Origin of the sequence: Variovorax sp. Root318D1 (assembly GCF_001424835.1) — a bacterium.
GTDB lineage: Bacteria > Pseudomonadota > Gammaproteobacteria > Burkholderiales > Burkholderiaceae_C > Variovorax.
This window is the reverse complement of record NZ_LMCQ01000019.1, coordinates 1-24,324: the sequence shown is the minus strand read 5'-3', so window position 1 is coordinate 24,324 and position 24,324 is coordinate 1. Positions and strand designations below refer to the sequence as shown.

Below are 24,324 nucleotides of genomic sequence, written 5' to 3'. Positions count from 1 at the left end.
AGGTTGTTGAATCTTTTCGCGCGCGCAGGGCTCAGCCGAAGCGGTTGCCGAGCCTGCCGATGCCGCCGATCTCGACTTCGACAAGGCTGCCGGGCTTCATCGAACCGACTCCGATGGAAGTGCCGCACAGGATCACGTCGCCGGGGTTCAGCGTCATGTCGAGGGAGATCAGGCTCACGAGTTGCTGGACCGAAAAGCGCATGTCGCTGATCGGATAGTCCTGGCGCACCTCGCCGTTGAGCAGCGTGGTCACGGTCAGCGTTGCGGGGTCGAGGCCGGTGGCCACCACCGGGCCCATGGGGCAGAAGGTGTCGAAGCCCTTGGCCCGCACCCATTGGGTGAACGAGGCGTCGCGGCTCAGTATGTCGGCCACGGTCACGTCGTTGGCGCAGGTGTAGCCGAACACATGGCCCAGCGCGTCGGCCTCGGGCACGGCGGTGCAGGTCTTGCCGATGACGATCCCGAGCTCTCCCTCGAACACGACCTTGCCGTCGCACAAAGGCTTGCAGATGTCCGCGCCGGGCGCGAGGTAGGAGTTGGGCGCCTTCAGCAGGTACAGCGGCTCCGCGGGCACCGGCAGCTTCAGCTTTTCGCCGAGCGCGTGGAAGTTGTTCCACAGCGCAATGACCTTGGTGGGCTCGGTGGGCGTGAGCAGCCGCACGCCGGCCAGCACGAACACGCGGCCGGTCGGCTCGGGGTGCTCGAACATGTTGCCGCGGTGCTCGTGCACGGCATCGTCCAGGAGGGTGCCGAATCCGGTTTCGCCGCCGTGTTCAAAACGGACCCATTGCTGATGTTTCTGCTGCTGCATGGCGCGCCTTCCTTGGTTCTGTTGGAGTGTGTTTTTTCCGGGCTCAGTCGAAGGGCAAGTAGTCGGGGATCACGAGCGATGCGAGCAGCTTTCCCATCTCGGCCGGGTTGTCGGTCACGTGAATGCCGCACTCCCTCATCACCGACAACTTTTCCTTTGCCGTTCCCTTGCCGCCCGAAACGATGGCGCCCGCGTGGCCCATGCGCTTGCCTGGCGGAGCGCTGGCGCCAGCAATGAAGCCGACCACAGGCTTATGCATGTGGTCCTTGATCCATCGCGCGCAGATCTCTTCGTCGTTGCCGCCGATTTCGCCGACCATGATCACGGCGTCGGTGCGCGGGTCGTCGTTGAACATCTTCAGCACGTCGATGTGCCGCAGCCCGCCGACCGGATCGCCGCCGATGCCGACGACGGTCGATTGCCCGATGCCATAGTTGGCAAGCTGGCTCGCGGCCTCGTAGGTCAACGTGCCCGAGCGCGACACCACGCCGATGCGGCCCTTCTGGTGGATGTGGCCCGGCATGATCCCGATCTTGATTTCGTCGGGCGTGATGAGGCCGGGGCAGTTGGGGCCGAGCAGCAGGGTCTTGCTACCTTCCATGCGATGGCGGGTGCGGATCATGTCGCGCACCGGAATGCCTTCGGTGATGCACACGACAAGCTCGAGCCCGGCATCGACAGCTTCGTCGATGGCCGCGGCCGCGAAGGGTGGCGGCACGTAGATGACGGAGACGGTGGCGCCTGTTTCTGCCTTTGCTTCTTTGACTGTGCCGAACACTGGAATGCCGTCGAAGGACTTGCCTGCCTTCTTGGGGTTCACGCCGGCGACGAAACACTTCTGGCCGTTGCCGTAGTCGCGGCACATGGCGGTGTGGAACTGTCCGGTCTTGCCGGTGATGCCTTGGGTGATGACGCGGGTGTGCTTGTTGATGAGGATGGACATCTTCAGCTCTCCACCTTGCGTTGCTTGTGTTCTTGGCGCTCTTGTCCAGGGCTCTTGTTCAGGGCGCGTGCACAGGCCACCGGGTACTCCCCTCCGCGAATGTCCCCCGGGCTTCGCCCTCCTCCTTTATTTCGCTGCGGGGAGCACCCGGCGCCCTGTTCACACCAAGCGCTGTCGTTGTGCTGGCTGATAAACGTCCGCCCTGCCCAACGATCCCGCTGGCGGGGTGCCTTGCGCAGCGAAATAAAGGAGGAGCCCGAAGGGCGGGGGACATTCGCGGAGCAAGGTACCCCGTCGGCGGGAGCGCGCCCTGAATGCGCGACACGACACATCAAAGAGCGAGTTTTCATCGAACTCCTCGCCGAGCCGCAGCAACGACCGTCTGGGCCGCATCCGCCATGTCGTTGGCCGAGATGATCGGAAGACCCGATTGTCCGAGGATGGTCTTTCCGAGGCTCTCGTTGGTGCCCTTCATGCGCACAACGAGCGGCACCGACAACTGGACCTCACGGGCCGCCGCGACAATGCCGCGCGCGATCACGTCGCACTTCATGATGCCGCCGAAGATGTTGACGAGGATGGCGCGCAGATTCGGATTGCGCAGCATCAGCTTGAAGGCTTCGGTCACCTTCTCGGCCGTGGCGCCACCGCCCACGTCGAGAAAGTTGGCCGGCGATCCGCCATAGAGCTTGATCGCGTCCATCGTCGCCATCGCCAGGCCCGCGCCGTTCACCAGGCAGCCGATGTCACCGTCCAGTGGTATGTACGAAAGATCGAACTTCGAGGCCTCGATCTCGGCCGGGTCTTCTTCGTCGAGATCGCGCATCGCCGCAATCTCGGTCTGGCGGAACAGCGCGTTGGGATCGAAGTTGAACTTCGCGTCCAGCGCGATGACGCGGCCGTCGCGGGTCAGCGCCAATGGGTTGATCTCGGCCAGCGAAGCGTCGCAGGCGTCGAAGGCCTGGTAGAGGTTCTGCACCAGCGTGCGCACCTGCAGCAGCGACTTGCCCGAAAAGCCGATGTCGCGCGCAATGCCATCGGCCTCTGCCGACTTCACGCCGGTGACCGGGTCGATGAACAGCTTGCGAATTTTTTCCGGCGTGCGGGCCGCGACATCCTCGATGTCCATGCCGCCTTCGCTCGAAGCCATCAAGGCCACGCGCCGCGAATCGCGGTCGACCGTCATGCCGAGGTAGAACTCCTTTTCAATCTCGACGCTCTCCTCGACCAGCAGCCGCTTCACCAGCCGGCCTTCGGGGCCCGTCTGGTGCGTTCGAAGCTGCATGCCCAGCAGTTCGTCGGCATGGCGCCGCACCTCGGCCGCCGACCAGGCAAGCCGGACACCGCCGCCCTTGCCTCGGCCGCCGGCATGTATCTGCGCCTTCACCACCCATGCCCTGCCGCCGAGCCGCGTGGCCGCGTCGGCCGCTTCGTCCGGCGTAAAGCACGCATATCCACGCGGCGTGGGCACGCCGTATTTGCGCAGTACGTCCTTGCCCTGGTACTCGTGGATATTCATGGCGGGCAATTCAGGCGCCGAGTTCCGCGCCGCGGGTTTCAGCCCAGTTGAAATAACGCCTTTTCATGGCCCCGGAGTCCAGCTCGCGCTTTTGATGCTCTTCCTTCTTCTGTTCGATCACCTCGGCCAGGAATTTGGCGTCGTAGGCGCGCAGCAAATGCGGCTGGTGGGTATTCAGGTAATGGCTGACCCGCTCGATGCCGTCGTGGCCCTCGCGCAGCAGCTGGCAATAGATTTCGCGGTCCCAGTGCCAGCGGAATCCGAGTTCGTAGAAGGCAGCGTTGTAGGCGTTGCGCTCGGTTTCGCTGTTCCAGTATTGAATTGGCAATTCATCGATCATGAAATTTCTCCTAGAAATTGAACGCCGGGCGACAAATGTTTTGTGGATCGGCATGATCAAAATGTAGGTTCGTTGATCGATAAATAATAGTTAAACTATTTTATTGAATGCATTCACGATAAGTTATACATTCGAGGCGACGAATTCCATCGCCAGCGCATCGGCCGCCGGCGTCTTTATTGCGCTATTAAAAAAGCCGCGCCGCGGCTCAGATCACGCCCTCGGCGCGCAGAGCTTCCACATCGCCCGCGGTGTAGCCCAGCTGCATCAGCACTTCTTCGGTGTGCTCGCCGAGCAGCGGCGAGCGCGTGACCTCGGTCGGGCTGTCGGACATCTTGATCGGGTTGCCCACCGTCAGGTACTTGCCCCGCGTCGGGTGGTCCACCTCGACGATGGTGCCGGTCTCGCGCAGCGACGGATCGGCGGCAATCTCTTTCATTGAAAGAATCGGCCCGCACGGAATGTCGTACTGGTTGAGGATGTCCATGGCCTCGAACTTGTCCTTGGTCATGGTCCATTGCTCGATGCGCGCGAAGATCGGCTTCAGGTGCAGCAGGCGCGCGGCCGGCGTGGCGTAGGCCTCGTCGGTGATCCAGCCTTCTTCGCCGATGACCTTGCACACGGCCGGCCACACCGCGCCCTGCGTGATGAAGTAGATGTAGGCGTTGGGATCGGTCTCCCAGCCCTTGCACTTGAGAATCGAGCCCGGCTGGCCGCCGCCCGAGGCGTTACCGGCGCGCGGCACCGCGTCGCCGAACTTGCCGTCCGGGTATTGCGGGTACTCGTGCATGGTCCCAGTGCGCTCCAGCCGCTGCTGGTCGCGCATCTTCACGCGGCAGAGGTTGAGCACCGCGTCCTGCATGGGCGCGAGCACCTGCTGGCCGCGGCCCGTGCTGTTGCGCTGGTAGAGCGCCGCCACGATGCCCAGCGCCAGGTGCAGGCCGGTGCCGCTGTCGCCGATCTGCGCGCCCGTGACGACCGGCGGGCCGTCTTCGAAGCCGGTGGTCGATGCCGCGCCGCCTGCGCACTGCGCCACGTTCTCGTACACCTTGCAGTGCTCGTACTTGCCGGGGCCGAAGCCCTTGACCGAGGCCACGATCATGCGCGGGTTGAGCTCCTGGATGTGGGCCCAGGTAATGCCCATGCGGTCGAGCGCGCCGGGCGCGAAGTTCTCGACCAGCACGTCGCAGGTCTTGATCAGCGTGTCGAGCACGTTCTTGCCCTTGGGCTTCTTGGTGTCGAGCGTGATCGAGCGCTTGTTGTGGTTCAGCATCGTGAAGTAGAGGCTGTCCACACCGGGAATGTCGCGCAGCTGGCCGCGCGTTGCGTCGCCTTCGCCGGCGCGCTCCACCTTGATCACGTCCGCGCCGAACCACGCCAGCAACTGCGTGCACGTGGGACCGGACTGGACATGGGTGAAATCGAGAATGCGAACGCCCTCAAGTGCCTTGCTCATCAGCTGTCTCCTTTGATCGTGGTCTCTGCTTCTTGCAGACGAGCGCGCAATTTACGCTCCTCCGCAAAGCGGGCTGTCTCGTCTCGCACGAAGGCAACGATGCCCGTGACTTCACGATTCTCCGAGAACAGCATCGACACCGTGAAGGCGATCGACAGCGTGTGCCCGTCCTTGTGCAGCGCCGGCACGCGCAGCAGATCGGCACCGTATTTGGTGATGCCGGTTTCCATGGTCTTGTTGTAGCCGTCCCAGTGCCGCTGGCGCTGCCGCTGGGGAATGATCATGTCCAGCGACTGGCCCAGGGCCTCGGCTTCGGTGAAGCCGAAGATGCGCTCGGCCGCACGGTTCCAGAGCGTGATCGCTCCTTCCGCATTGCACACCATGATCGCGTCGCCGGCGCCTTCGACGATCTGCTTGAAATCAACGTTCGCTTGCATGTTTACCTCTGGCGCTTCATGTCATTTCCCAGCCCGCCTGCCTGTGGTCAAGCAGGCGAGCTGGGGTGAGTCCGCTACACGGCCTTCGATTCTTTCAGGTTGTCGATCTGTGCCTGGGTGTAGCCCAGTTCGGCCAGCACCTGTTCAGTGTGCTCGCCCAAGAGCGGCGAGGCGGTGACCTCGGGCTTGAGGTCCGAGAACTTGATCGGGCTGCCGATGGTCCAATAACTGCCGCGCTCCTTGTGCGGCACTTCGACGATGGAGCCGCTCTTGCGCAGCGACTCGTCGTGCAGCAGTTCCTTCATCGACAGCACCGGCGCGCAAGGAATGTCGTGCTTGCGGAAGATGTCGACCGCCTCGAACTTGGTCTTGTCCTTGATGAAGTCCTCGATGGTGGCGAAGATCTGGTCGATGTGCGGCTGACGGGCCTTGGGGGTCATGTAGTCCGGATCGGTCTTCCACTCCGGCTTGCCGAGTGCGTCGCAGATCGGGTCCCAGGCGTGGCCCTGCACGGTGAAGTAGATGTAGGCGTTGGGGTCGGTTTGCCAGCCCTTGCACTTCAGGATCCAGCCCGGCTGGCCGCCGCCGCCGGCGTTGCCGCCGCGCGGCACCACGCCGTCCTTGAAGGCGTCCATCTCGTGCGGGTACTGGGGGTACTCCTCCAGGTAGCCCACGCTGTCCAGGCGCTGCTGGTCGCGCATCTTCACGCGGCACAGGTTGAGCACGGCATCCTGCATCGAGCAGGCCACCTTCTGGCCCTTGCCGGTCTGCTGGCGGCCGATGATGGCCGTCAGGATGCCGATGGCGAGGTGCATGCCGGTGTTGGAGTCGCCCAGCGCAGCCGCCGAGATCGTCGGGGCCGAGTTTTCGCCCTTCCACCAGCCGGTGGTGGAGGCGGCGCCGCCGGCGCACTGCGCCACGTTCTCGTACACCTTCAGGTCTTCATAGTGGTGGCCGTCGCTGAAGCCCTTGACCGACGCGACGATCATCTTGGGGTTCAGCTCCTGGATGCGTTCCCAGGTAAAGCCCATGCGGTCCAGCGCACCGGGGCCAAAGTTTTCGACCAGCACGTCGGATTCGCGGATCATCTTCTCCAGCACGGCCTTGCCTTCGGGCTTCTTCGTGTCCAGCGTGATCGAGCGCTTGTTGCTGTTCAGCATGGTGAAGTACAGCGCGTCGACGTTCGGGATGTCGCGCAGCTGGCTGCGTGTGACGTCTCCGGCGCCCGGGCGCTCGACCTTGATCACGTCGGCGCCGAACCAGGCCAGCATCTGGGTACAGGCCGGGCCGGCTTGCACGTGCGTGAAGTCGATGATCTTGATGCCGTTGAGGGGTTTGTTGCTCATGTGAATAACTCCTGGGTTGCCTTGGATTACTGCTGCTGCTTTTTCTTTGCCGTGCTCGGATTGAGGCTGGTGATCCGGCCGCTTTCCGTTCCGGCCGTCTCGTCGATGACGGCGTTGATCAGGGTCGGACGGCGCGAGGCGACGGCTTCGGCCAGCGCCTTCTGCAGTTCGTCCGCCGTGGTGGCGTTGACGCCCACGCCGCCGAACGCTTCCATCAGCTTGTCGTAGCGCGCGTTCTTCACGAACACGGTGGGCGCCACGTCGGGCGTGCCGCTCGGGTTGACGTCAGTGCCGCGGTAGACGCCGTTGTTGTTGAACACGACGATGCAGATCGGCAGGTTGTAGCGGCAGATGGTCTCCACCTCCATGCCGCTGAAGCCGAAGGCGCTGTCGCCTTCGATGGCGATCACCGGCTTGTCGGTGACCACCGCGGCCGCCACGGCAAAGCCCATGCCGATGCCCATGATTCCCCAGGTGCCCACGTCCAGGCGCTTGCGCGGCTCGTACATGTCGACGATGCTGCGCGCGAAGTCAAGCGTGTTGGCGCCCTCGTTCACCACGATGGCGTCGGGCCGTGCCTTCACCTGGTCGCGGATCACGCTCAGCGCGCTGTGGAAGTTCATCGGCGAAGGCCGCGCGGCCAGCGTCACGGCCATCTTCGAGAGGTTCTTGTCCTTGCGCTCGGCAATGGCTCCGGTCCATTCGGCCGGGGGCTTGGCCCACTTGGAGTCGACGCCAGCGAGCAGTGCCGCCACGCAGGAGCCGATGTCGCCGATCACCGGCGCGGCAATGGCCACGTTGCTGTCGATCTCGGTCGGTGCAATGTCGATCTGGATGAACTGCTTGGCGCCCTTCTCCTGGCCCCAGGTCTTGCCCTTGCCGTGCGACAGCAGCCAGTTGAGGCGCGCGCCGACCAGCATCACCACGTCGGCTTCCTGCAGCACGTAGGAGCGCGCGGCCGCGGCCGATTGCGCATGCGTGTCGGGCAAGAGGCCCTTGGCCATCGACATGGGCAAGTAGGGAATGCCGGTCTTCTCGATGAATGCGCGGATGTCGGCATCGGCCTGCGCGTAGGCGGCGCCCTTGCCCAGCAGGATGAGCGGCTTCTTCGCACCCTTGAGCAGGTCGAGTGCGCGATTGACGGCATCGGGCGCCGGAATCTGGCGCGGTGCCGGGTCGATCACCTTGATGAGCGAACGGCGGCCGGCTTCGGCGTTCATGGTCTGAGCGAACAGCTTGGCTGGCAGGTCCAGGTACACGCCGCCGGGGCGGCCCGACAGCGCCGAACGGATGGCGCGTGCGATGCCCACGCCAATGTCTTCGGCATGCAGCACGCGGAAGGCGGCCTTGCACAGCGGCTTGGCGATCGCGAGCTGGTCCATCTCTTCGTAGTCGCCCTGCTGCAAGTCGACGATCTCGCGCTCGCTCGATCCGCTGATGAGAATCATCGGGAAGCAGTTGGTGGTGGCGTTCGCCAGCGCCGTCAGGCCGTTCAGGAAGCCGGGCGCCGACACCGTCAGGCAGATGCCCGGCTTCTGCGTGAGAAAGCCGGCGGCCGCAGCCGCGTTGCCCGCATGCTGCTCGTGGCGGAACGAGATGACCCGCAGGCCTTCGGCCTGTGCCATGCGCGTGAGGTCGGTGATCGGGATGCCCGGCAGGCCGAAGATGGTGTCGATGTCGTTCAGCTTCAGCGCATCGATGACCAGGTGGAAGCCGTCGATCGTCGCGTCGTGCGCCGCCACTGCCTCCTCCGTGGGGTGTTTGAGGGCGACCACGACCGCTTCGCCTTCTGCGGCCCGGTTCTTGGGCTTGAGGGCGTCGTCCAGGGTCGTGGATGCCTCTTTGTCCGTTCTTACTGAAGACATGTCTCTCCTTCTTGCTTGGGTGAATGGCCGAGGCCCGAGCCGGGACTATGATTCGGGGGCATGCTTTCGGGCGTTGACCTCGGTCAACTTTCCGGAAAACGGCACCGGCCAGATGAACCAGATGTTGTTGTTGCGAATTCGAGCAAGACGGGACCCATGACGTTGTTGGAAAACCACCCGGAGAAAAACATCATTCGCGCGCAGCTCCGGCAGAACATCCTTCTCAAGGACCTGAGCGAGAGCGAGCGCACCGAGCTGGAAACCCATCTCGTCATCGTGGACGGCAACAAGGGCGACTTTCTGCTGCACCAGGGCGTGCGCGAGATGGAGCAGTACTTCATCCTGGACGGCATCCTCAAGCGGGTGGTGAGCAACCCCGAGGGCAAGGAAATGATCCTGCGCTTTGCCGACGCGCACGACATGGAAACCAGCTACGCGGCGCTGCGGCTGGGCACGCCCACGCCCTACGGCATCGTGTGCGTCACCAAGGCGCGCGTGGCCAGCCTGCCGCTGAAGGAGTGGATCGCGTTTCTGGACCGCCACCCCGAGACCAAGGAACTGTTCGAGTACTGCGTGATGCGCGGCATGAGCGAAATCATGGCGCACACCATCACGCTGCACTTGCTCGACGCACCCGGCCGCGTGCACCGGTTCATGCGCAAGCACCCCGAGCTCGAAGACCGCATTCCGAGCAAGGAATTGGCCTCGTACCTCAATCTCTCCGCGGAAACCCTGAGCCGCCTCCGCAAGCGCGGGAAAATTTAGCTCGCCCCCAGTCTTCGCGCACTTCGTGTCGCTTCGCCAACCCCCTACCGGGGGCAACACCAGAGGCCCGGCAAAGCCGGTTCCTCGGTGTTTCACGAAAAGAATCTGGGCTTCGAAGAATTGTCCGTGGATGGTTCAGGTCTGCTTCGCCGAGGCGAAGCGGCGCGGAACGGTCATCAGGCGCAGCGCGTTGTCCACGTCGCTCACGCCGTCGACCTTGGAGGCTACATCCTCCGTGAGCGCGCGTTCTTGTGCATTGAGAACGATGCCGCTCAGCTTTACCTTGCCCTGGTCGGCCTCGACGGTCACGCGAATATCGCCGGTCCCCTCGTTGTCCTTCAGCGCCGACTTCACCCGCGCCGCGAGCGCCATGTTGGCCAAGAGCGCGCGCGAGGCGGGCGTCTCGGCAAACTCCGGGCGCTCGACCAGCGCACGGATTTGCGCCACGCTGCTGTCCACCGAGAGGCGATCGGTATTGAGCACCAGGTCGTAGAGCACCGGATCGCCCCATGTCACGCCGAACTGCGCATGCATGCGCGCCGCATGCGCGTCGTCGCTGCGCCGGATCTCGGCTTCTGCAAACTCGGCGTCGTCGGTCTCCAGGTGCGCCATCAGCCATTCGACCCGCTTCTTCATCGAGCGCGTGATGCGCACGCACACCACGTGCGGCACTGGCCGAAGCAGGCAGGTTGCGCCCCAGCCGCGCAGCACCACGTTGCCGCGGTCTGCCAGTGCAAAGAGTTCTTCGGCCGTATACAGCGCAAGGCTGCGCTTGTCGGCGGTGAGCCGTTCGACAAAACCGGCCTTGCCGTCGCGCAGCCGGCCGATGAAGCTGGTCGGCACCTGCATGCGGTCGGCCACGCGCTCGATCGTCTCGTGGCGCATGAGCTCAAGGCCGAGCTGCTCGGCAAGGCGCTGCGACACGTCCTTGGCGAGGGAGCCCATCTCCTGGGTGAGTGCAATCACTGGCATAGTGTGTTCCGTTCCGTTCAGTCCACAGGCCGCTCAACGGCGAATTCGTCCGGCTTCTTCGGCTTGATGAAAGCCAGCGCCCTGGAGATCAGCGGCCAGAACAACAGCAGGAGCGCCAGCGTGGTGATGCCACCGACCAGCGGGTTCGAGAACATGATCATCACGTCGCCCTGAGAGACCAGCATGGCCTGGCGGAACGAGTCTTCCGCCTTGTCCCCGAGCACCAGTGCCAGCACCAGCGGCGCCAGCGGGAAGTCGAGCTTCTTGAACAAATACCCCACCACGCCGAAGCCCAGCATGAACCAGATGTCGAGCATCGCGTTGTGCACCGTGTAGGCGCCGATGGCGCAGATCACGATGATCACCGGCGCAATGATCGAAAACGGAATGCGCAGGATCGATGCGAACAGCGGCACCGTGCTCAGCACCACGATCAGGCCGACGATGTTGCCCAGGTACATGCTGGCGATGAGGCCCCAGACAAAGTCCTTCTGCTCGACGAACAGCAGCGGTCCGGGCTGCAGGCCCCAGATCAAGAGGCCGCCCAGCAGCACCGCGGCGGTGGGCGAACCCGGAATACCGAGCGCCAGCATCGGCAGCAGGGCGCTGGTGCCGGCGGCGTGCGCCGCGGTCTCGGGCGCCACGACACCCTCCATCTGGCCGGTGCCGAACTTGGAACCGCGCTTCGACATCTTCTTGGCCAGGCCGTAGGCCATGAACGAAGCCGGCGTGGCGCCGCCCGGCGTGATGCCCATCCAGATGCCGATGAGCGAACTGCGCAGCGAGGTCACCCAGTATTGCGGCAGCTGCTTCCAGGTCTGCAGCACCACCTTGGGATCGATCTTCGCGCTCTTGCCGGAGAACTTGAGGCCCTCTTCCATCGACAGCAAAATTTCGCCGATGCCGAACAGACCGATCACCGCAATCAGGAAGTCGAAGCCGCGCATCAGCTCGGACTGGCCGAACGTGAGCCGCAGCTGGCCCGTGACCGTGTCCATGCCCACGCTTGCCAATGCGAAGCCAAGCGCCATCGACGCGAGGATCTTGAACGGCGACCCCTTGCCCATGCCAACGAAGCTGCAGAAGGTGAGCAGGTACACCGCAAAGAATTCGGGCGAGCCGAACTTGAGCGCGAACTTGGCCACCAGCGGCGCCAGGAAGGTGATCATGATCACCGCCAGCAGCGCACCGACGAAGGACGACGTGAACGCCGTGGTCAGCGCGGCACCGGCGTTGCCCTGCTGCGCCATCGGATAGCCGTCGAAGGTGGTGGCCACCGACCATGGCTCACCGGGAATGTTGAACAGGATGGAGGTGATGGCTCCACCGAACAACGCACCCCAGTAGATGCACGACAGCATGATGATCGCCGAGGTCGGCGACATCGTGAACGTGAGCGGCAGCAAGATTGCCACCCCGTTGGCGCCACCCAGACCTGGGAGCACGCCAATCAGCACCCCCAGGATGATGCCGACGAACATCAGGCCGATGTTCATGGGTGTGAGGATCACCGAGAAGCCCTGCATCAGGGCACTGATTTCATCCATTTCGCATTTGCTCCGTGAGATTCAGTAGCCGAGAAAACGAAGAGGATCGAGTGCGCCCTTGAACAGCGGCACCTTGAACCACACCTCGAACATGAAGAAGAACACCGTGTTGACCACCAGCGCCGCAATGACGCTCTTCACCCACGAGTACTTGCCCAGGAACACCATGAACAGCGCGATGTAGATCGCCGAAGCCACATACAGGCCGAGCGCTGAAATGGCCAGCACGTAGACCGTGGCCGGCACCAGCACCGACAGCACGCGCTTGAGCTGCACCGTGTCCACGAAAACCTCGGTCTTCTTGTTTTTGCCAAGCAGCGCCTGATACAGGATGCCGGCCCCCGAGATGGAGATGATCACGCCGATGTAGAACGGGAAGTACCCCGCGCCGGGACCATCGCTCGTCCAGCCCGAGCCCAGCCTCTGGCTCTCGTAGATCACCACCAGCCCTATCACCAGCAGGACCAGCGCAACCGCCGCCTCGACCACGTTGGTCGCTACGCCACGGCGTGGCGCGCCATCGGAAATCTCGTCGTGCTCCATGGAGTCCCCATCGTTCATGTGTATGTATGTGCCGTAAAAAAGAGTGCAGCGCCTCGCCCGCCGCCCCGGCCGGCGGCAGTCTACTCAGCCCGGAACGCTGCAGGGCGCTCTGTTGCCGCTGTTACTTGCTGCTGGCCAGGAAGCCGGCTTCGCTCATCAACGTACGGTGCGTGGCTTCCGCTTCGGTGAGCCACTTGGTGAACGCGTCGCCGCTCATGAAGGTCGGGTTGAAGGCACCCTTCTCCATGTACTCCTTCCAGTCCGGCGTGGCGGCGATCTTGGTCAGCAAGTCGACGTAGAACGCGCGCTGGTCGGGCGTTACGCCGGGGGGCATGAAGATGCCGCGCAGCATGGTGTACTTGGTGGGAACGCCGGCTTCCTTGCAGGTGGGAATGTCGTTCCATGACTGCGTGTCGGTCACCTTGGCTTTGAACGGCATGCGCTCGTCGTCGAACACGCACAGCGCGCGCAGCTTGCCCGCGCGCCACTGGGCCACGGCCTCGATCGGATTGTTGACGGTGGACTGCACGTGGCCGCCCACCAGCTGCACCGCCACCTCGCCGCCGCCCTTGAACGGCACGTAGATGAACTTGGTGCCGGTGGCCTTCTCGAGCGCGACCGTGATGATCTGGTCTTCCTGCTTGGAGCCTGTGCCCGCCATCTTGAACTTGCTCGGGCCCGCCGCCTTGGCCGCCGCGATGTACTCCCCGGCATTCTTGTACGGCTGCTCGGCATTGGTCCACAGCACGAACTGGTCGAGCGCCATCATCGCGACCGGCGTCATGTCCTTCCAGTTGAAGGGCACGCCCGTGGCCATCGGCGTGGTGAACAGGTTGGACAGCGAGATCACGATCTTGTGCGGATCGCCCTTGGCTTCCTTCACCGCCAGGAAGCCCTCTGCGCCCGCGCCGCCCGACTTGTTGACGACGATCAGCGGCTCCTTCATCAGCTTGTACTTGATGACGATGCCCTGCAGCAGCCGCCCCATCTGGTCGGCACCTCCGCCGGTGCCTGCCGGGATCACGAACTCCACCGGTTTGGTGGGCTCCCACGCGGAGGCTGGTGTGGCCACCGCGAGCGCCAACATGGCTGCGGCGAAGACTTTTGCCCGACAAGTGCGGGTGCGCGAAAAGAAGTTCTTCATCATGTTGTCTCCTGTGTATGGGGCGCTCTTTTTTCGTGAATCTGAGCCGAGATGCGAACAGGGCAGATGGTGCGCGCTGGACGAACTTCGCTTGCTTGACCATGGTCAACTTTTTCAAGATTTTGTCTTGGGGTAACCCCGCGCCGCGTGGTGAGCGATCGAGCGGGAACGGCGCTCCGATGCGGCCTCCGCAGGTGGGCAGAGCTACGCGGAGCGGCACGCACTGCGCTGTCTTTTTGAGCCTTTCCGAGGGGAATCCGGGTAAACCCTAAAATGGAGGGCAATTCAACCCATCCACCCAACGCAGGAGTTTTTTATGCCTACCCTTGAACGATCGTCCGGCGCGAGCGCATCCGGTGGCTTGGCTGGCGCGCTCAAGGCACTCGCCGAAGAGGCCAGCGTGCTCGTTCAGGCCTTGCTGAGCCCCGGCAAGGTCATCGACGAAGTCGAGCAGATGCGCGCCCTCCAAGTGCGCGCCAACCGCATCGAGGCATCAGACCCGCTGCGCGCCGACGTGCTGCGCTGGCACGCCTCGCGCATCGGCCTGCGCTAGGCAACAAACCGAGCGACGTCGCGCCAGCGGCCGCTCCGGAGGCGCCCCGAACTGGTAAAGTCCGGGCCGCCCTTCGTCTTCGTAGTTCAATGGATAGAACGGGGTCCTCCTAAGACTCAGATACAGGTTCGATTCCTGTCGAAGGCACCAAGGACCCGGTTCACGGCGTCTCACCCCACATCAGAAACCCGCACGCTCCAAGGCGTAGCGGGTTTTTCTTTGCCTCGCGGACGACGCGCGGCATAGCCTATCGCACGGAAATACCGTTACTTTTGCCGGTATCCCGGAAATCCCCGTGACGAGATACCGTCAAGGAGTAGAGATGGCACTGACAGACACGTTTGCTCAAATATGCCGACGGCGCCGGCATGTACCTGTTGGTGAAGATTGCTGGGAAATACTGGCGAATGGATTACACCTTCGCCGGCAAGCGGAAAACGCTAGCGCTGGGAACCTACCCAGAGGTCTCGCTGGCCAAAGCTCGGGATCGCCGCGCCGCCGCCCGCGAGCTTTTGGCAGACGGGACTGACCCGAGCGCGGCCAAGCGCGAAGAAAAGAGAGCCCGAGCGGACGCAGCGGCGAATACGTTCGAGGCGGTTGCGCGCGAGTGGCTGGGAAAGACTGCGGCCAAACGAGCGAGTGGAATGCAGCTCAAGGTCAAGACATGGCTCGAGAAGGACGTGTTCCCCTTCATCGGCAAGATGCCAATGTCCACCATCGCCCCGCGCGACATCCTGGAGCGAGTGGTGCGCAAGCTGGAAGCACGCGGCGCTATCGATACCGCCCATCGCGTCAAGCAGCTTTGCGGGCAGGTGTTTCGCTTCGCAGTGGTGTCAGGACTGGCAGAGAGGGACGTAACCGCCGATCTGAGCGAAGCTCTGGCTTCGAAAGTGACCAAGCACTTCGCCGCCATTACCGAGCCCAAGCGAGTCGGAGACCTGATGCGCTCGATCCACGCCTATAGCGGCCACCCCACTACTGTTGCCGCGCTGAAGCTTTCCCCTCTGCTGTTTGTCCGGCCTGGCGAGTTGCGCACCGCGGAATGGGCCGAGATCGACCTGGACGCGGCCGAGTGGCGCATCTCCGGCCCGAAGATGAAAATGAAGGTCGATCACGTCGTACCGCTAGCAACCCAAGCGATGGATATCCTGCGGAACCTCCACCCGATCACAGGGCATGGACGGTTTGTCATGGACGGTTTGTGTTTCCCAGCATACGGACGGGTGAACGCCCATGAGCGAGAACACGATCAATGCCGCTCTGCGCGGGATGGGCTACAGCGCTGAAGTCCACACGGCCCACGGCTTCAGGGCAACCGCGCGGACGATCATGGATGAGGTGCTTGGCGAGCGCGTGGACTTCATCGAGCACCAGCTCTCCCACACGGTCAAGGATGCCAACGGTCGTGCGTACAACCGCACCGCACATCTCCCCGCGCGCCGGGAAATGATGCAACGCTGGGCGGACTACCTGGACAAGCTGCGCATCGCAGGATTGGTTGTTAGCGGCCTGTATGGCGCTCCCGGCTTTGCCCACTGGCTGCGCAGCCTATCCAAGAAGCGCTTCAATCGCGAGGGCAGCGAGGAGGCCGACGTACAACCACAGCGCGATGTTGCTCAATAGGAGGAGGTTTCTTCGAAACCGCTTGGTGCGACGGATCACGATGCATCTCCCAAAAGAGGCATGCGAACAATCAGCGGCAAAGTGCAAATACGATGTGCCGAGTCAGTCAGTTTGATCATTTGGCATCGGGTGAACCAAGTCACCTTTTGAGAAGACGGGCACTGCGGGTATTGGTGCGGCCGTGAGTCTGGGTTTGATCCGCACGACCAAATGAAGGTCTTCCACCACTTGAAGGTCACCACAACCAGTGCGTCGCAGCTTCACAGCCAGCAGACCTTGTAGCTTGGCGCGGTGCCATTCAGCAGCGTCGGCGATTTCCGTGCGCGTCATGGCCGCGATTCCGATGCCCTGTTCCAATTCGGCGGCGCGTAAGCAGGCTGTGACGCGTTCGACGCTCTTGAGCGTGCTCTCGATCACCTCCAAGCAACGCTCGGCCAACTTGTTCGGCTCATCTGCAGCGTTTCCGTACACGAAGGCTTCGTAGGGACGCACTACAGGTTTTGCATCAAACGGCACCGGCTAAGGCCACTATTCACCCAGGCGAAGATTTGACGGCTCGATCACCGGCTGGCAGTTCAGTGCGGGATCAGATCCAAGCATTGCCGACGGCGCCACGCGGCGCTGCGCACGGTTTGGCTGTCGTCGAACACGACTTTGTACTGGCATACGAGATAGTTGGCCGATTGCGGCATTTGGAACTTGAACTGGTAGTCCCACTCAGTGCCGAGCGCGCCGCGCTGTTGCCTCAGCGCCTGCCCGAGCACGGCGAGCACATGGGCCTGATTGATCCCGGGCTTGATCTCGCGAAAGCGCGCGGGCCGCGACACGATGCCGTCGCGCAGAAAGGGCTCCTTGAAGTCAGGGCGGCGCGCCTCGACGTCGCGATAGTCCAGCTTGTCGGGGTTGCTCACGGGGTCTACAGGGTTATCGCGCGCTGCCACATGGGTGGCGGCGCCGAGCAGCGCGGCGGCGAGCGCGAAGGCGGCAACGGTGGGTGATGCGTGCGGGGTCTTTTTCATGGCTAGCTTCCTCTTGGGTCAGATGGGATTCTTGGGAGAGATGAGCGCGCGCGAATCAGCGCTCGCGCATGGCTTCGCGCGCCTTGTTCAGCGGCTTGGTCAGGTAGTCCCACACGGTCTTGCGACCGGTGCGGATGTCGGCGGTAGTCACCATGCCGGGCACGATGGGCATGCGGCGGCCGGCCTTGTCGGTAAGTGCGTCGGAGTCGGTGCGCACGAGTACGGGGTAGTACACGATCTCGGGCTTGACCTCGTCGCGCTGCGTGTCGGGTGCGATGGTCACCACACGCCCTTTGAGGCCGCCGTACACGGCGTAGTCATAAGCGGTGACCTTGATCTGCGCCTCCTGCCCGGGCCGCATGAAGGCGATGTCGCGAGGCGAGATGCGCGCCTCGACCAGCAACTGGTCGTCCAGCGGCACCAGGGTCAGGAGAGAGCCGTTAGGCGGCACGACACCGCCGATGGTGGTGACCTGCAAGCTCTTGACGATGCCGCGCACGGGCGAGTTCAGGGTGAGCCGCTCGAGCGAGTCTGCACGCCCGCGCACCACGGACGACAAAGACTTCACCTCGGCATCGGCCTTGGCGAGTTCTTCGCGGCTGCGCACCATGTAGTTCGATCGCGCCTCGGAGATCTTCAGCTCCAGGTCGGCGGCCTGGCGTTGCAGGCGGATGAGCTCGACGTTGCTGGCCGCGCCGCTCACCTGCAGCGAGCGCGTGATGTCGAGCTCTTTGCGCACGAGCGCAAGCGCCTGGCCCAGGCCTGAAACGGTGTCGCGCATGCTGCCCTGCCGGGAGCGGAAGAGCGCGCTTTCGGAGTCGACCAGCTGCGCGTACGCCTTCAGCTCGGCGGGGAACTGAAGGGTGCTGCGCCCTTCCACCTCAGCGCGCAGGCGCACGCTACTGGCCAGCGCGGCGCGGTAGCGCGCGGCGGTTTCTTCCACGCTCGATTCGCCGCGCGTCGGGTCGAGCTGCGCGAGCACCTGGCCCTTCTCGACGATCTCGCCTTCGTGCACGCGCAGCTCGGCAAGGATGCCGCCTTCGAGCGACTGGATGCGCTGCTCACGCGAGCTGGGAATCACCTTGCCCATGCCGCTGGACACTTCGTCGATTTCGAAGCACCAGGCCCACACGAAGAACGCGAGCAGAAAGAGCGCAACGAACCACACGACGCGCGCGGAGCCGCTGGCGCGCGCCTCGTCGAAGTCGCCGGCGCCGCCAGGGCCCCACACGGTGGCGGTGGATACCTGCGCAGGCACCGCTGCCTTGGTCAATGTCACGGCGTTCATGCCTGTGCCTCCTTGCCACGGCCTGCGAGGGCCGTTGTCTCGCGCGATGCCGCCGCGCCTTGGCGCAGCCGTGCCATCACTTGGTCGCGCGGCCCGTCGAGTACGACGGCGCCGCCATCTACCACGAGGATGCGGTCCACCGCATCGAGCACGGCCGGGCGATGCGTGGCCAGCACCAGCGTGCGGCCTGCGGACAGAGCGCGCAGTTGTTCGATCACTTCGCGCTCGGCCACTTCGTCGAGCGAGGCGGTGGGCTCGTCGAGCAGCAGCACGCTGGGGCGGCGGAGCATGAGCCGCGCGAGCAGCAGGCTCTGGCGCTGCCCGCCCGAGAGGCCGCGCCCGCCTTCCAGCAGCGGATGGTCCAGCCCCGTGGGCAAACGGCGCACGAAGGCCCAGGCGCCGGTGGCTTGCAGGGCGGTGATCAGTTCGGCATCGGTGGCATGGGGCGCGCCCATCTGCAGGTTCTCGCGCAGGGTGCCGTGGAACAGGCGCGCGTCTTGCGCGAGCAAGCCGACGTCGCGGCGCACGTCGGCGGGATCGATGTGGGCCATCGAAACGCCGTCGAGCACCACACTGCCCGCGCGCGGTTCGATGAGACCCGACAGCGCCTGCAGCAGCGTCGACTTGCCCGCACCGTTGCACCCGAGCACGGCAATGCGCTCGCCAGGGCCGATGTGCAGCGCCTTCACGTGCAGCGCGGTGGTCTGGCCGTCGTGGCTGAAGACGGCGTCGCGCAGCGTGTAGTCGCCCTGCACGGCGGGCCGGTGCACGCGCGTTTCGTGGGGCGGGTGGTCGACCGGAAGCTTCATGAGCTGGTCGAGCGATTCGCCGGCCACCTTGGCCTGCTGCCAGCGGTTGAGCACCTGCGTCACGCCCGCCAGCGGCGCGAGCATGCGGGTCGACAGGATCGACGCGGCCACGAGCACGCCGGTGCTCATGTGGCCGTCCATCACCAGCGGCGCACCGAAGAACACGACGAAGGCGAAGGCGCCGCCCTGCACGGTCTGCGTCCAGTTGCTCAGGGTGTTGAGCAGCGCGCGCAGTTGCAGGCCCGAGTCGGCGTTGACGGCGTTGTAGTGGTTCCACTGGTTCTGGAAACGCGGCTCGGCCTGCAGCACCTTGATGTCGTCGATGCCCTGCACGGCCTCGACCAGCATGGCGTTGCGCAGCGACGATTCGCGCATGCCTGCCTGGGCCAGTGCGCGCAGACGCGGCTGCGCCAGCAGGCTGGGCACGAGCAGCAGCACGCACGCGGCCAGCGGCACCAGCACGAGCCAGCCGGCAATGAACCAGAAGAGCACGCAGAAGACGAAGAAGAACGGCAGGTCGGCCACGGCCGCCACGGTGGTCGACGTGAGCATTTCGCGCACGGGCTCCAGCTCGCGCAGCTGCGAGATGAAGGTGCCGGTGGCGCGCGGGCGCGCCGAGCCGCGCACGCGCAGCGCGTGGCCGAACACGCGGTCAGAAATGCGCAGGTCGGCGCGCTTGCCCACCACGTCGGTGATGCGCATGCGCGCGCCGCGCATGACCCAACTGAACGCAATCGACAGCAGCACGCCGCCGAACAGCACATGCAGCGTGGGCAGCGACTGCGCGGGCACCACGCGGTCGTACACCTGCATCGAGAACAGCGTGCCGGCGAGCGCCATCAGGTTGTAGGCGAGTGACGCGACGAGGATGTGCGCATAGGGCCGCCAGTCGGCCAGCACGATCTGTCGCAGCCAGTGCGGCTCGACGGGGCGGATGTAGGCATCGACGCGCGAGTCGGGTGCGGACTGCGCGGGCCGCAGCACGGCCATGGCTTCGAGCGCGGGCTCCAGCTCATCGATCGTGCAGACGGTTTCTGCGCCCTGGTCGCCACCGAGCATCACGCGCAGGCCCTGCGCCGAGATGGCGGTGACCACGGCCACCTGTCCGTCGCGCAGCTGCAGCACCACGGGCAGCCGCCAGGGGCTCAGGGTGTCCAGGCGCGGCGCGACCTGGCGCACGGTGAGCCCGGCCTGGCGGGCCATCTGGCGCACGCGCTCGCCGATGTCTTCGTGGTCGCTCCACGCGGCAGCGCCGCGGATGCGCTCGCGCGAGGTGTCCAGGTGGTAGTGGGCGGCCACGGCCAGCACGGCGTCGACCCAGCCGGCGAGCAGCTCGGGGCCGCGCGCGGCAGAAAGCTCGGGCATCGTGGTGGCGGTCATGGCTGGCCCCCGGCCACGAGGTCGCCCGCATCGACCAGCCCGAAGGCTTCGCGCAGGCGGCCCGACTGGTACAGGCACTCGACCGCGAGGCGCTGCACTTCGTGCACGCTCTCGGCCTGCTCGAAGCGCGCGCCGTGGAACTCCTGCTCCGCATTGAGCAGGTCGAGCAGCGAGCGCGTGCCCAGCTGCAGGTACTGCTCGCGGTACAGGTCGCGCGTGCGCTGCGTGCTGTGCACGCGCGCGGCGAGCACGGGCAGGCGCTGCGCGTGGCCTTGCGATTGCACGCGCGCGTCTTCGAGCCGCTGCCGTACGCTCAACTGTGCATAGCCCAGCGCGGCCTCGGCCGCTTCGACGGCGTGCAAGGCGGCGCGCTGGCGGGCCTGGCTGCGCCCGCCTTCGTACAGCGGCGCGCTGAAGTTCACGGTGAGCGTGCTTTCGGTGGCGGACTGGCCGGCAAGCCGCGCGCCCGATTCGAGCCCTCGATTGACGCCGGCGTTGAGCGACAGCGTGGGCAGCAACTGGGCATCGGCACCGCGCAGCGCGGCCTGTGCTATGTCGCGCTCGGCCTGCGCCATCTGCACGGTCGGTGCGGGCAAGGCCGTCTGCGGGTGCGCGGCGCAGGCGCTCGCGAGCGGTGCCGACGCTTCGCCGGCAATGTCGGCCGGCATTCGGCCCTGGGTCAGATGCATGAGGTTAAGGCGCCAGCGCTCGGCCTGCGACGCGGTGTTGAGTTGCTGGGCGCGCGCGGCTTCCAGACGCGACTGCGCCTGTGCCACGTCGGACTGGCTGGTGGCGCCCTTGGCCTGGCGCTCGCCCACCAGGCCGGCCAGCGACTGCACGCCCTTCACCTGGGCCTGCGCGATTTCGCCGAGCGCCTGCTGGCGATGCACTTCGATCCACGCCTGGGCGGTGTCGCGCACCACGTCGTCGACCGCCAACAGCAGCTTGGCGCGCGCGGCCGTGGCCGAGGCCTCGGCCTCGTTCACGGCGCTCGACACCTTGCCGAAGTCGTACAGCATCTGGGTCACCGACAGCGAGGCCTGGTGCACCTGGCGGCGACCGTCGGTCTGCAGCTGGCGGTTGCCCGTGCGTGCGCTGAGGCCCGCGCTGACCTGCGGGTAGTAGCCCGAGCGCGCGGCCGCAATGCCCTCGCCCGCCTGCAGCGCTTGCCCGACGGCGTTGCGCACGGTCGGGTGCGATGTGGCGGCCAGGCGCACGGCCTCGGTCATGCCCAGCGGGGTGGCGGCGCTCGCTTGCGCAAACGCCCCCGTTCCGGCGAGCAGGAATAAAAGGCCCGCGGCGGCGGTCGGAAGAAGACGGGAAGCAAACATGCGTAAGAACGTGCGGACAGCGTGTGGACCAAGGTGTCGACGCCGCAAGCGGCGCCGACGCCCCGGTCGGTCAGTGGTGAAACGCGAGGCCCATGTGAAGCTCGTCGTCGAGCGAAGGGGCCACGGGCGGTGCGTAGGCCGCGAGCGAGTCGGCCGATGACGCCAGGGCCAGCACCGTGGGCGATGCCTGCGTGCTCGCGAAGGCCGGCGGGAACGCGACCTGCAGCAGCGCATGCAGCGACTCGGCAGCGCCGAAGCCCTGCAGCATGTCGGACAGCTGCATGCCGCCCCACGGGCTGTCGCCGAAGGGAAACTGCGGCGCGTCGTGCGATTGCTGCTGCTCGAGCGACACCGTCACCTCGTCGACACCGGCCAGACCCAGCGAGTCGGCCGAGGCGAAGAGCGCTGCCGCCCCCGCTGCACCAGCGCTGGGCGTGTAGTTGACATGCAGCGTCTGCGTGGCCGCGTTGCTCGCATCGCCGTCGCGGTCGACCACTTGGTAGCTGAGGGTCTCGTCGTAATTCTGCGAGGCGGCGGTCCTCGGTGCCACCTGGTAGCTGAATTCGCCCGAGTCGAAGTCCACAACCAGCTTGCCGCCCTGCGCCGTGGCGATGGTGACCTGGTGTGTCGCCGCGTTGTAGCTGTAGTCGCTGCCGGTGGCCGGGCCAGTCTTCGTCATCAGTCCCGTGACGCTGTCGAAGGCGTAGGTGGTGCCGTCGATGCTCAGCGTGGACATATGGCCACCGTCGGCACCGAAGCCCGACGACCCACCGAGGCCGCCGGTCAGCAGGTTGCTGACGGTGGGCGGCACGCTGATCGTGCCTTGCAGCATGTCGTTCAGTTGGCTCGTGTCGGTGACGATCTGCCCGTTGGTGTTCGCGCCGGTGTTGCCGTTGTAGGCGATGGGGTCGATGAAAGCCTGTGCCTCCGCGTTCAGGCTCGAGCCCAGGCCCAGTGCGAACGAGTTGATCTGGTGGGTGCTGAGGAAGTTCGTCCAGATCGCTTCTTCCCCGGCCTGGATGCCCCTATCGGCCGTACTGCTGTTGCTGCTGTTCGCCAACTGCCCCGTGTTGCCGTCGCCCAGGGTCGGCTCGCCGTCCGTGAGGAAGTAGGACACGTTCTGGGCCCCGTCCAGCTTGCCGGTGGCCGAGAAGCCGTTCATCGCCGCAGCCAGGGCGGCGTCGTAGTTGGTGCTGCCACTGGCCTGCAGGTTCTGCACCAGCGCCTTGGCTTCGGCCGCCGTCATCCAGGCCTGCTGCGACGCCCCGGTCGTGCTGAAGGTGACGAGCTGCACCCGCACGTCGCCGTACAGGTCGTAGCCGTCGATCAGATTCTGGACAGCCTCTTTCGCACGGCTGAGGCGTGTCGGGGTTTCCTGCCCCATGCTCCCGGAAAGGTCCAGGATCACCATGAGGTTGGTATCGATCGGCGCCACGTCGACGGCCTGCTCGCCGTTCACGAGCACCGGCGCATCGTCCTTGACGGGCACCTCGAAGCCCACCGGCGCGCCGCTGGCCTGACCATCGCTCACCACGGCTTCGAAATGCAGGTTCGACACGCCTTCGCCGTTGCCCGGCAGATGGTCGATCGGCGCCTTCAGCGTGACGGTGTAGCCCGCCTCGAACTGCCCCGCGCCCGTGGCGGTGACATTGCCCACGGCCACGGTCATCACCTCGGTGGTGACGCCGCCGACGGTGACGCTGCCCGTGAGCGTGTGCGTGCCCGCGTCCCAGGTCCACGACACCGGCTGGCCGCCGGAGGTGACGCCGTTGGGGCCACTCAGCGACACCGACAGGTCGCCGGCCGCGCTGTCCAGGTCCGCGATGGAAATGGTGCCGGTCGATTGCAGCGGCGGCTCTCCCGCAGCCGGAATGCCGCCGGGCAGGCTGCCTTCGGAGACAGCCTCGGGCGCAATCACCGTGGCCGAGGGCGCATCGTTCACGGGGTTGACGGTCACGTTCACCGTGCTGGTGGTCGTGCCGCCGTGGCCGTCGCTCACCGTGACGGTGAAGCTGTCGGTGCCGTTGAAGTTCGGGCCGGGAACATAGGTGTAGGTGCCATCGGCGTTGACCGTCACCGTGCCGTGGGCCGGGTTGCTGCCCTTGGCGTAGGTGAGCGTGTCGCCGTCGACGTCGCTGCCGACGATCTGGCCGCTGACCGGCGTGTCTTCGTCCGTGGTCTTGTTGTCGTCGGGCGCCGTCGGTGCGTCGTTGAGGTTCTGCTCGTTGAGCGTGACGGGGATGGACGTGGTGACCGTGCCGTCGTTCGCGCCGACCACCAGCGCGTGCCCGTTGGCGCCTGCCTCGTAGTCGTTCACGAACGCCGCAGCGCCTGCAGCCGTGAGGCTGATCGCGCCCGTGACCGGATTGATGGCGAAGTAGCCGTTGTCGTTGCCCGAGAGGATGCTGTAGGTGATGGTCGCGCTGTCGACGTCCGTGGCGCGGACGGTGCCGAGCACGGTGCCTGCGGGGCGGTTTTCGTCGTAGCCGAAGACGTAGCCGTCCGTCGTGTTCACCGGGGTGCCACCGCCGTCGACGAACACGGGGGCGTCGTTGACGGGGTTGATGGTCACGGTCACGGTGCTCGTCGTCGTGCCACCGTGGCCGTCGCTGACCGTGACGGTGAAGCTGTCT

22 protein-coding genes and 1 tRNA gene are annotated in these 24,324 nt (G+C 65.2%); 5 read left to right on the top strand and 18 right to left on the bottom strand.

The features are described 5' to 3' along the window. Positions 1-31: 31 nt before the first annotated feature. The 8 genes from ASC78_RS14435 to oxc all read right to left on the bottom strand — a co-directional run bounded on the left by ASC78_RS14435 (position 32) and on the right by oxc (position 8,717). Positions 32-811, bottom strand: coding sequence for a fumarylacetoacetate hydrolase family protein (locus tag ASC78_RS14435; RefSeq protein ID WP_055802491.1), 780 nt, complete (start codon positions 809-811; stop codon positions 32-34). A 43-nt stretch (positions 812-854) separates the two neighbouring features. Further along, the gene (sucD, locus tag ASC78_RS14430; RefSeq protein ID WP_055802490.1) at positions 855-1,754 is read right to left on the bottom strand and encodes a succinate--CoA ligase subunit alpha; all 900 of its coding nucleotides are present in this window, start codon (positions 1,752-1,754) and stop codon (positions 855-857) included. 346 nt (positions 1,755-2,100) lie between these two features. Then, positions 2,101-3,273 (bottom strand): ADP-forming succinate--CoA ligase subunit beta, encoded by a 1,173-nt coding sequence (gene sucC, locus ASC78_RS14425; protein ID WP_055802489.1) that lies wholly within the window; start codon positions 3,271-3,273, stop codon positions 2,101-2,103. A gap of 10 nt (positions 3,274-3,283) precedes the next feature. Further along, positions 3,284-3,613: a hypothetical protein gene (locus ASC78_RS14420; protein ID WP_055802487.1), complete on the bottom strand. Its 330-nt coding sequence runs from the start codon at positions 3,611-3,613 to the stop codon at positions 3,284-3,286. Positions 3,614-3,821: 208 nt separating this feature from the next. Next, a complete protein-coding gene (gene frc, locus ASC78_RS14415) occupies positions 3,822-5,069 on the bottom strand; it encodes a formyl-CoA transferase (RefSeq protein WP_055802485.1) in 1,248 nt (415 codons plus the stop codon). Further along, entirely contained in the window at positions 5,069-5,506 is a 438-nt protein-coding gene (locus ASC78_RS14410) for a PAS domain-containing protein (protein WP_055802483.1), read from the bottom strand. Before ASC78_RS14410 ends, frc (ASC78_RS14415) begins: the two co-directional genes overlap by 1 nt. Positions 5,507-5,580: 74 nt before the next feature. Continuing rightward, positions 5,581-6,852 carry a formyl-CoA transferase gene (gene frc, locus ASC78_RS14405; protein ID WP_028259226.1) on the bottom strand — a complete coding sequence of 424 codons (1,272 nt, stop codon included), beginning with the start codon at positions 6,850-6,852 and terminating at the stop codon, positions 5,581-5,583. A gap of 26 nt (positions 6,853-6,878) precedes the next feature. Beyond that, positions 6,879-8,717 (bottom strand): oxalyl-CoA decarboxylase, encoded by a 1,839-nt coding sequence (oxc, locus tag ASC78_RS14400; RefSeq protein WP_055802482.1) that lies wholly within the window; start codon positions 8,715-8,717, stop codon positions 6,879-6,881. Positions 8,718-8,873: 156 nt separating this feature from the next. On the opposite strand from oxc, the gene ASC78_RS14395 reads away from it, so the two are divergent. Beyond that, positions 8,874-9,482: a Crp/Fnr family transcriptional regulator gene (locus ASC78_RS14395; protein ID WP_055802480.1), complete on the top strand. Its 609-nt coding sequence runs from the start codon at positions 8,874-8,876 to the stop codon at positions 9,480-9,482. 135 nt (positions 9,483-9,617) lie between these two features. On the opposite strand, the gene ASC78_RS14390 is transcribed toward ASC78_RS14395, so the two are convergent. The 4 genes from ASC78_RS14390 to ASC78_RS14375 form a co-directional block, all read right to left on the bottom strand. After that, positions 9,618-10,454, bottom strand: coding sequence for a cytidylate kinase family protein (locus ASC78_RS14390; protein ID WP_055802478.1), 837 nt, complete (start codon positions 10,452-10,454; stop codon positions 9,618-9,620). 17 nt (positions 10,455-10,471) lie between these two features. Next, positions 10,472-12,001 carry a tripartite tricarboxylate transporter permease gene (locus tag ASC78_RS14385; protein WP_055802476.1) on the bottom strand — a complete coding sequence of 510 codons (1,530 nt, stop codon included), beginning with the start codon at positions 11,999-12,001 and terminating at the stop codon, positions 10,472-10,474. A 21-nt stretch (positions 12,002-12,022) separates the two neighbouring features. After that, on the bottom strand, positions 12,023-12,544 hold the full coding sequence (locus ASC78_RS14380) for a tripartite tricarboxylate transporter TctB family protein (protein WP_055803345.1): 522 nt from the start codon (positions 12,542-12,544) through the stop codon (positions 12,023-12,025). Between the two features lie 121 nt (positions 12,545-12,665). Beyond that, positions 12,666-13,691 carry a Bug family tripartite tricarboxylate transporter substrate binding protein gene (locus tag ASC78_RS14375; protein WP_055802474.1) on the bottom strand — a complete coding sequence of 342 codons (1,026 nt, stop codon included), beginning with the start codon at positions 13,689-13,691 and terminating at the stop codon, positions 12,666-12,668. A 313-nt stretch (positions 13,692-14,004) separates the two neighbouring features. On the opposite strand from ASC78_RS14375, the gene ASC78_RS14370 reads away from it, so the two are divergent. The 4 genes from ASC78_RS14370 to ASC78_RS28295 all read left to right on the top strand — a co-directional run bounded on the left by ASC78_RS14370 (position 14,005) and on the right by ASC78_RS28295 (position 15,864). Continuing rightward, a complete protein-coding gene (locus tag ASC78_RS14370) occupies positions 14,005-14,241 on the top strand; it encodes a hypothetical protein (RefSeq protein ID WP_055802472.1) in 237 nt (78 codons plus the stop codon). Positions 14,242-14,316: 75 nt separating this feature from the next. Then, positions 14,317-14,391, top strand: a tRNA-Arg gene (locus ASC78_RS14365). Between the two features lie 191 nt (positions 14,392-14,582). Then, positions 14,583-15,527, top strand: a complete 945-nt coding sequence (locus tag ASC78_RS14360; protein ID WP_327198128.1) for a tyrosine-type recombinase/integrase — start codon at positions 14,583-14,585, stop codon at positions 15,525-15,527. Next, positions 15,475-15,864 (top strand): tyrosine-type recombinase/integrase, encoded by a 390-nt coding sequence (locus tag ASC78_RS28295; RefSeq protein WP_327198127.1) that lies wholly within the window; start codon positions 15,475-15,477, stop codon positions 15,862-15,864. The genes ASC78_RS14360 and ASC78_RS28295 overlap by 53 nt, the downstream gene beginning before the upstream one ends. A gap of 102 nt (positions 15,865-15,966) precedes the next feature. Here ASC78_RS28295 and ASC78_RS27470 read toward each other — a convergent pair whose 3' ends face one another. The 6 genes from ASC78_RS27470 to ASC78_RS14335 all read right to left on the bottom strand — a co-directional run. After that, the gene (locus ASC78_RS27470; protein WP_162246103.1) at positions 15,967-16,356 is read right to left on the bottom strand and encodes a hypothetical protein; all 390 of its coding nucleotides are present in this window, start codon (positions 16,354-16,356) and stop codon (positions 15,967-15,969) included. Positions 16,357-16,439: 83 nt separating this feature from the next. Next, complete coding sequence (bamE, locus tag ASC78_RS14355; protein WP_055802469.1) at positions 16,440-16,883, bottom strand: outer membrane protein assembly factor BamE domain-containing protein; 444 nt, start codon at positions 16,881-16,883, stop codon at positions 16,440-16,442. Positions 16,884-16,938: 55 nt separating this feature from the next. Continuing rightward, on the bottom strand, positions 16,939-18,171 hold the full coding sequence (locus ASC78_RS14350; RefSeq protein ID WP_055802467.1) for an HlyD family efflux transporter periplasmic adaptor subunit: 1,233 nt from the start codon (positions 18,169-18,171) through the stop codon (positions 16,939-16,941). Next, positions 18,168-20,360, bottom strand: coding sequence for a type I secretion system permease/ATPase (locus tag ASC78_RS14345; protein ID WP_055802465.1), 2,193 nt, complete (start codon positions 20,358-20,360; stop codon positions 18,168-18,170). Before ASC78_RS14345 ends, ASC78_RS14350 begins: the two co-directional genes overlap by 4 nt. Continuing rightward, positions 20,357-21,691, bottom strand: a complete 1,335-nt coding sequence (locus tag ASC78_RS14340; RefSeq protein ID WP_055802463.1) for a TolC family outer membrane protein — start codon at positions 21,689-21,691, stop codon at positions 20,357-20,359. Before ASC78_RS14340 ends, ASC78_RS14345 begins: the two co-directional genes overlap by 4 nt. 70 nt (positions 21,692-21,761) lie before the next feature. Beyond that, positions 21,762-24,324 (bottom strand): tandem-95 repeat protein (locus ASC78_RS14335; protein ID WP_157634456.1); only part of this gene is annotated, 2,563 nt, incomplete at its 5' end.

Coding starts and splice junctions, on each gene's coding strand:
- ASC78_RS14435 (WP_055802491.1), bottom strand. CDS start 811: ATGCAGCAGCAGAAACATCAGCAATGGGTCCGTTTTGAACACGGCGGC.
- sucD (WP_055802490.1), bottom strand. CDS start 1,754: ATGTCCATCCTCATCAACAAGCACACCCGCGTCATCACCCAAGGCATC.
- sucC (WP_055802489.1), bottom strand. CDS start 3,273: ATGAATATCCACGAGTACCAGGGCAAGGACGTACTGCGCAAATACGGC.
- ASC78_RS14420 (WP_055802487.1), bottom strand. CDS start 3,613: ATGATCGATGAATTGCCAATTCAATACTGGAACAGCGAAACCGAGCGC.
- frc (WP_055802485.1), bottom strand. CDS start 5,069: ATGAGCAAGGCACTTGAGGGCGTTCGCATTCTCGATTTCACCCATGTC.
- ASC78_RS14410 (WP_055802483.1), bottom strand. CDS start 5,506: ATGCAAGCGAACGTTGATTTCAAGCAGATCGTCGAAGGCGCCGGCGAC.
- frc (WP_028259226.1), bottom strand. CDS start 6,852: ATGAGCAACAAACCCCTCAACGGCATCAAGATCATCGACTTCACGCAC.
- oxc (WP_055802482.1), bottom strand. CDS start 8,717: ATGTCTTCAGTAAGAACGGACAAAGAGGCATCCACGACCCTGGACGAC.
- ASC78_RS14395 (WP_055802480.1), top strand. CDS start 8,874: ATGACGTTGTTGGAAAACCACCCGGAGAAAAACATCATTCGCGCGCAG.
- ASC78_RS14390 (WP_055802478.1), bottom strand. CDS start 10,454: ATGCCAGTGATTGCACTCACCCAGGAGATGGGCTCCCTCGCCAAGGAC.
- ASC78_RS14385 (WP_055802476.1), bottom strand. CDS start 12,001: ATGGATGAAATCAGTGCCCTGATGCAGGGCTTCTCGGTGATCCTCACA.
- ASC78_RS14380 (WP_055803345.1), bottom strand. CDS start 12,544: ATGGAGCACGACGAGATTTCCGATGGCGCGCCACGCCGTGGCGTAGCG.
- ASC78_RS14375 (WP_055802474.1), bottom strand. CDS start 13,691: ATGATGAAGAACTTCTTTTCGCGCACCCGCACTTGTCGGGCAAAAGTC.
- ASC78_RS14370 (WP_055802472.1), top strand. CDS start 14,005: ATGCCTACCCTTGAACGATCGTCCGGCGCGAGCGCATCCGGTGGCTTG.
- ASC78_RS28295 (WP_327198127.1), top strand. CDS start 15,475: ATGAGCGAGAACACGATCAATGCCGCTCTGCGCGGGATGGGCTACAGC.
- bamE (WP_055802469.1), bottom strand. CDS start 16,883: ATGAAAAAGACCCCGCACGCATCACCCACCGTTGCCGCCTTCGCGCTC.
- ASC78_RS14350 (WP_055802467.1), bottom strand. CDS start 18,171: ATGAACGCCGTGACATTGACCAAGGCAGCGGTGCCTGCGCAGGTATCC.
- ASC78_RS14345 (WP_055802465.1), bottom strand. CDS start 20,360: ATGACCGCCACCACGATGCCCGAGCTTTCTGCCGCGCGCGGCCCCGAG.
- ASC78_RS14340 (WP_055802463.1), bottom strand. CDS start 21,691: ATGTTTGCTTCCCGTCTTCTTCCGACCGCCGCCGCGGGCCTTTTATTC.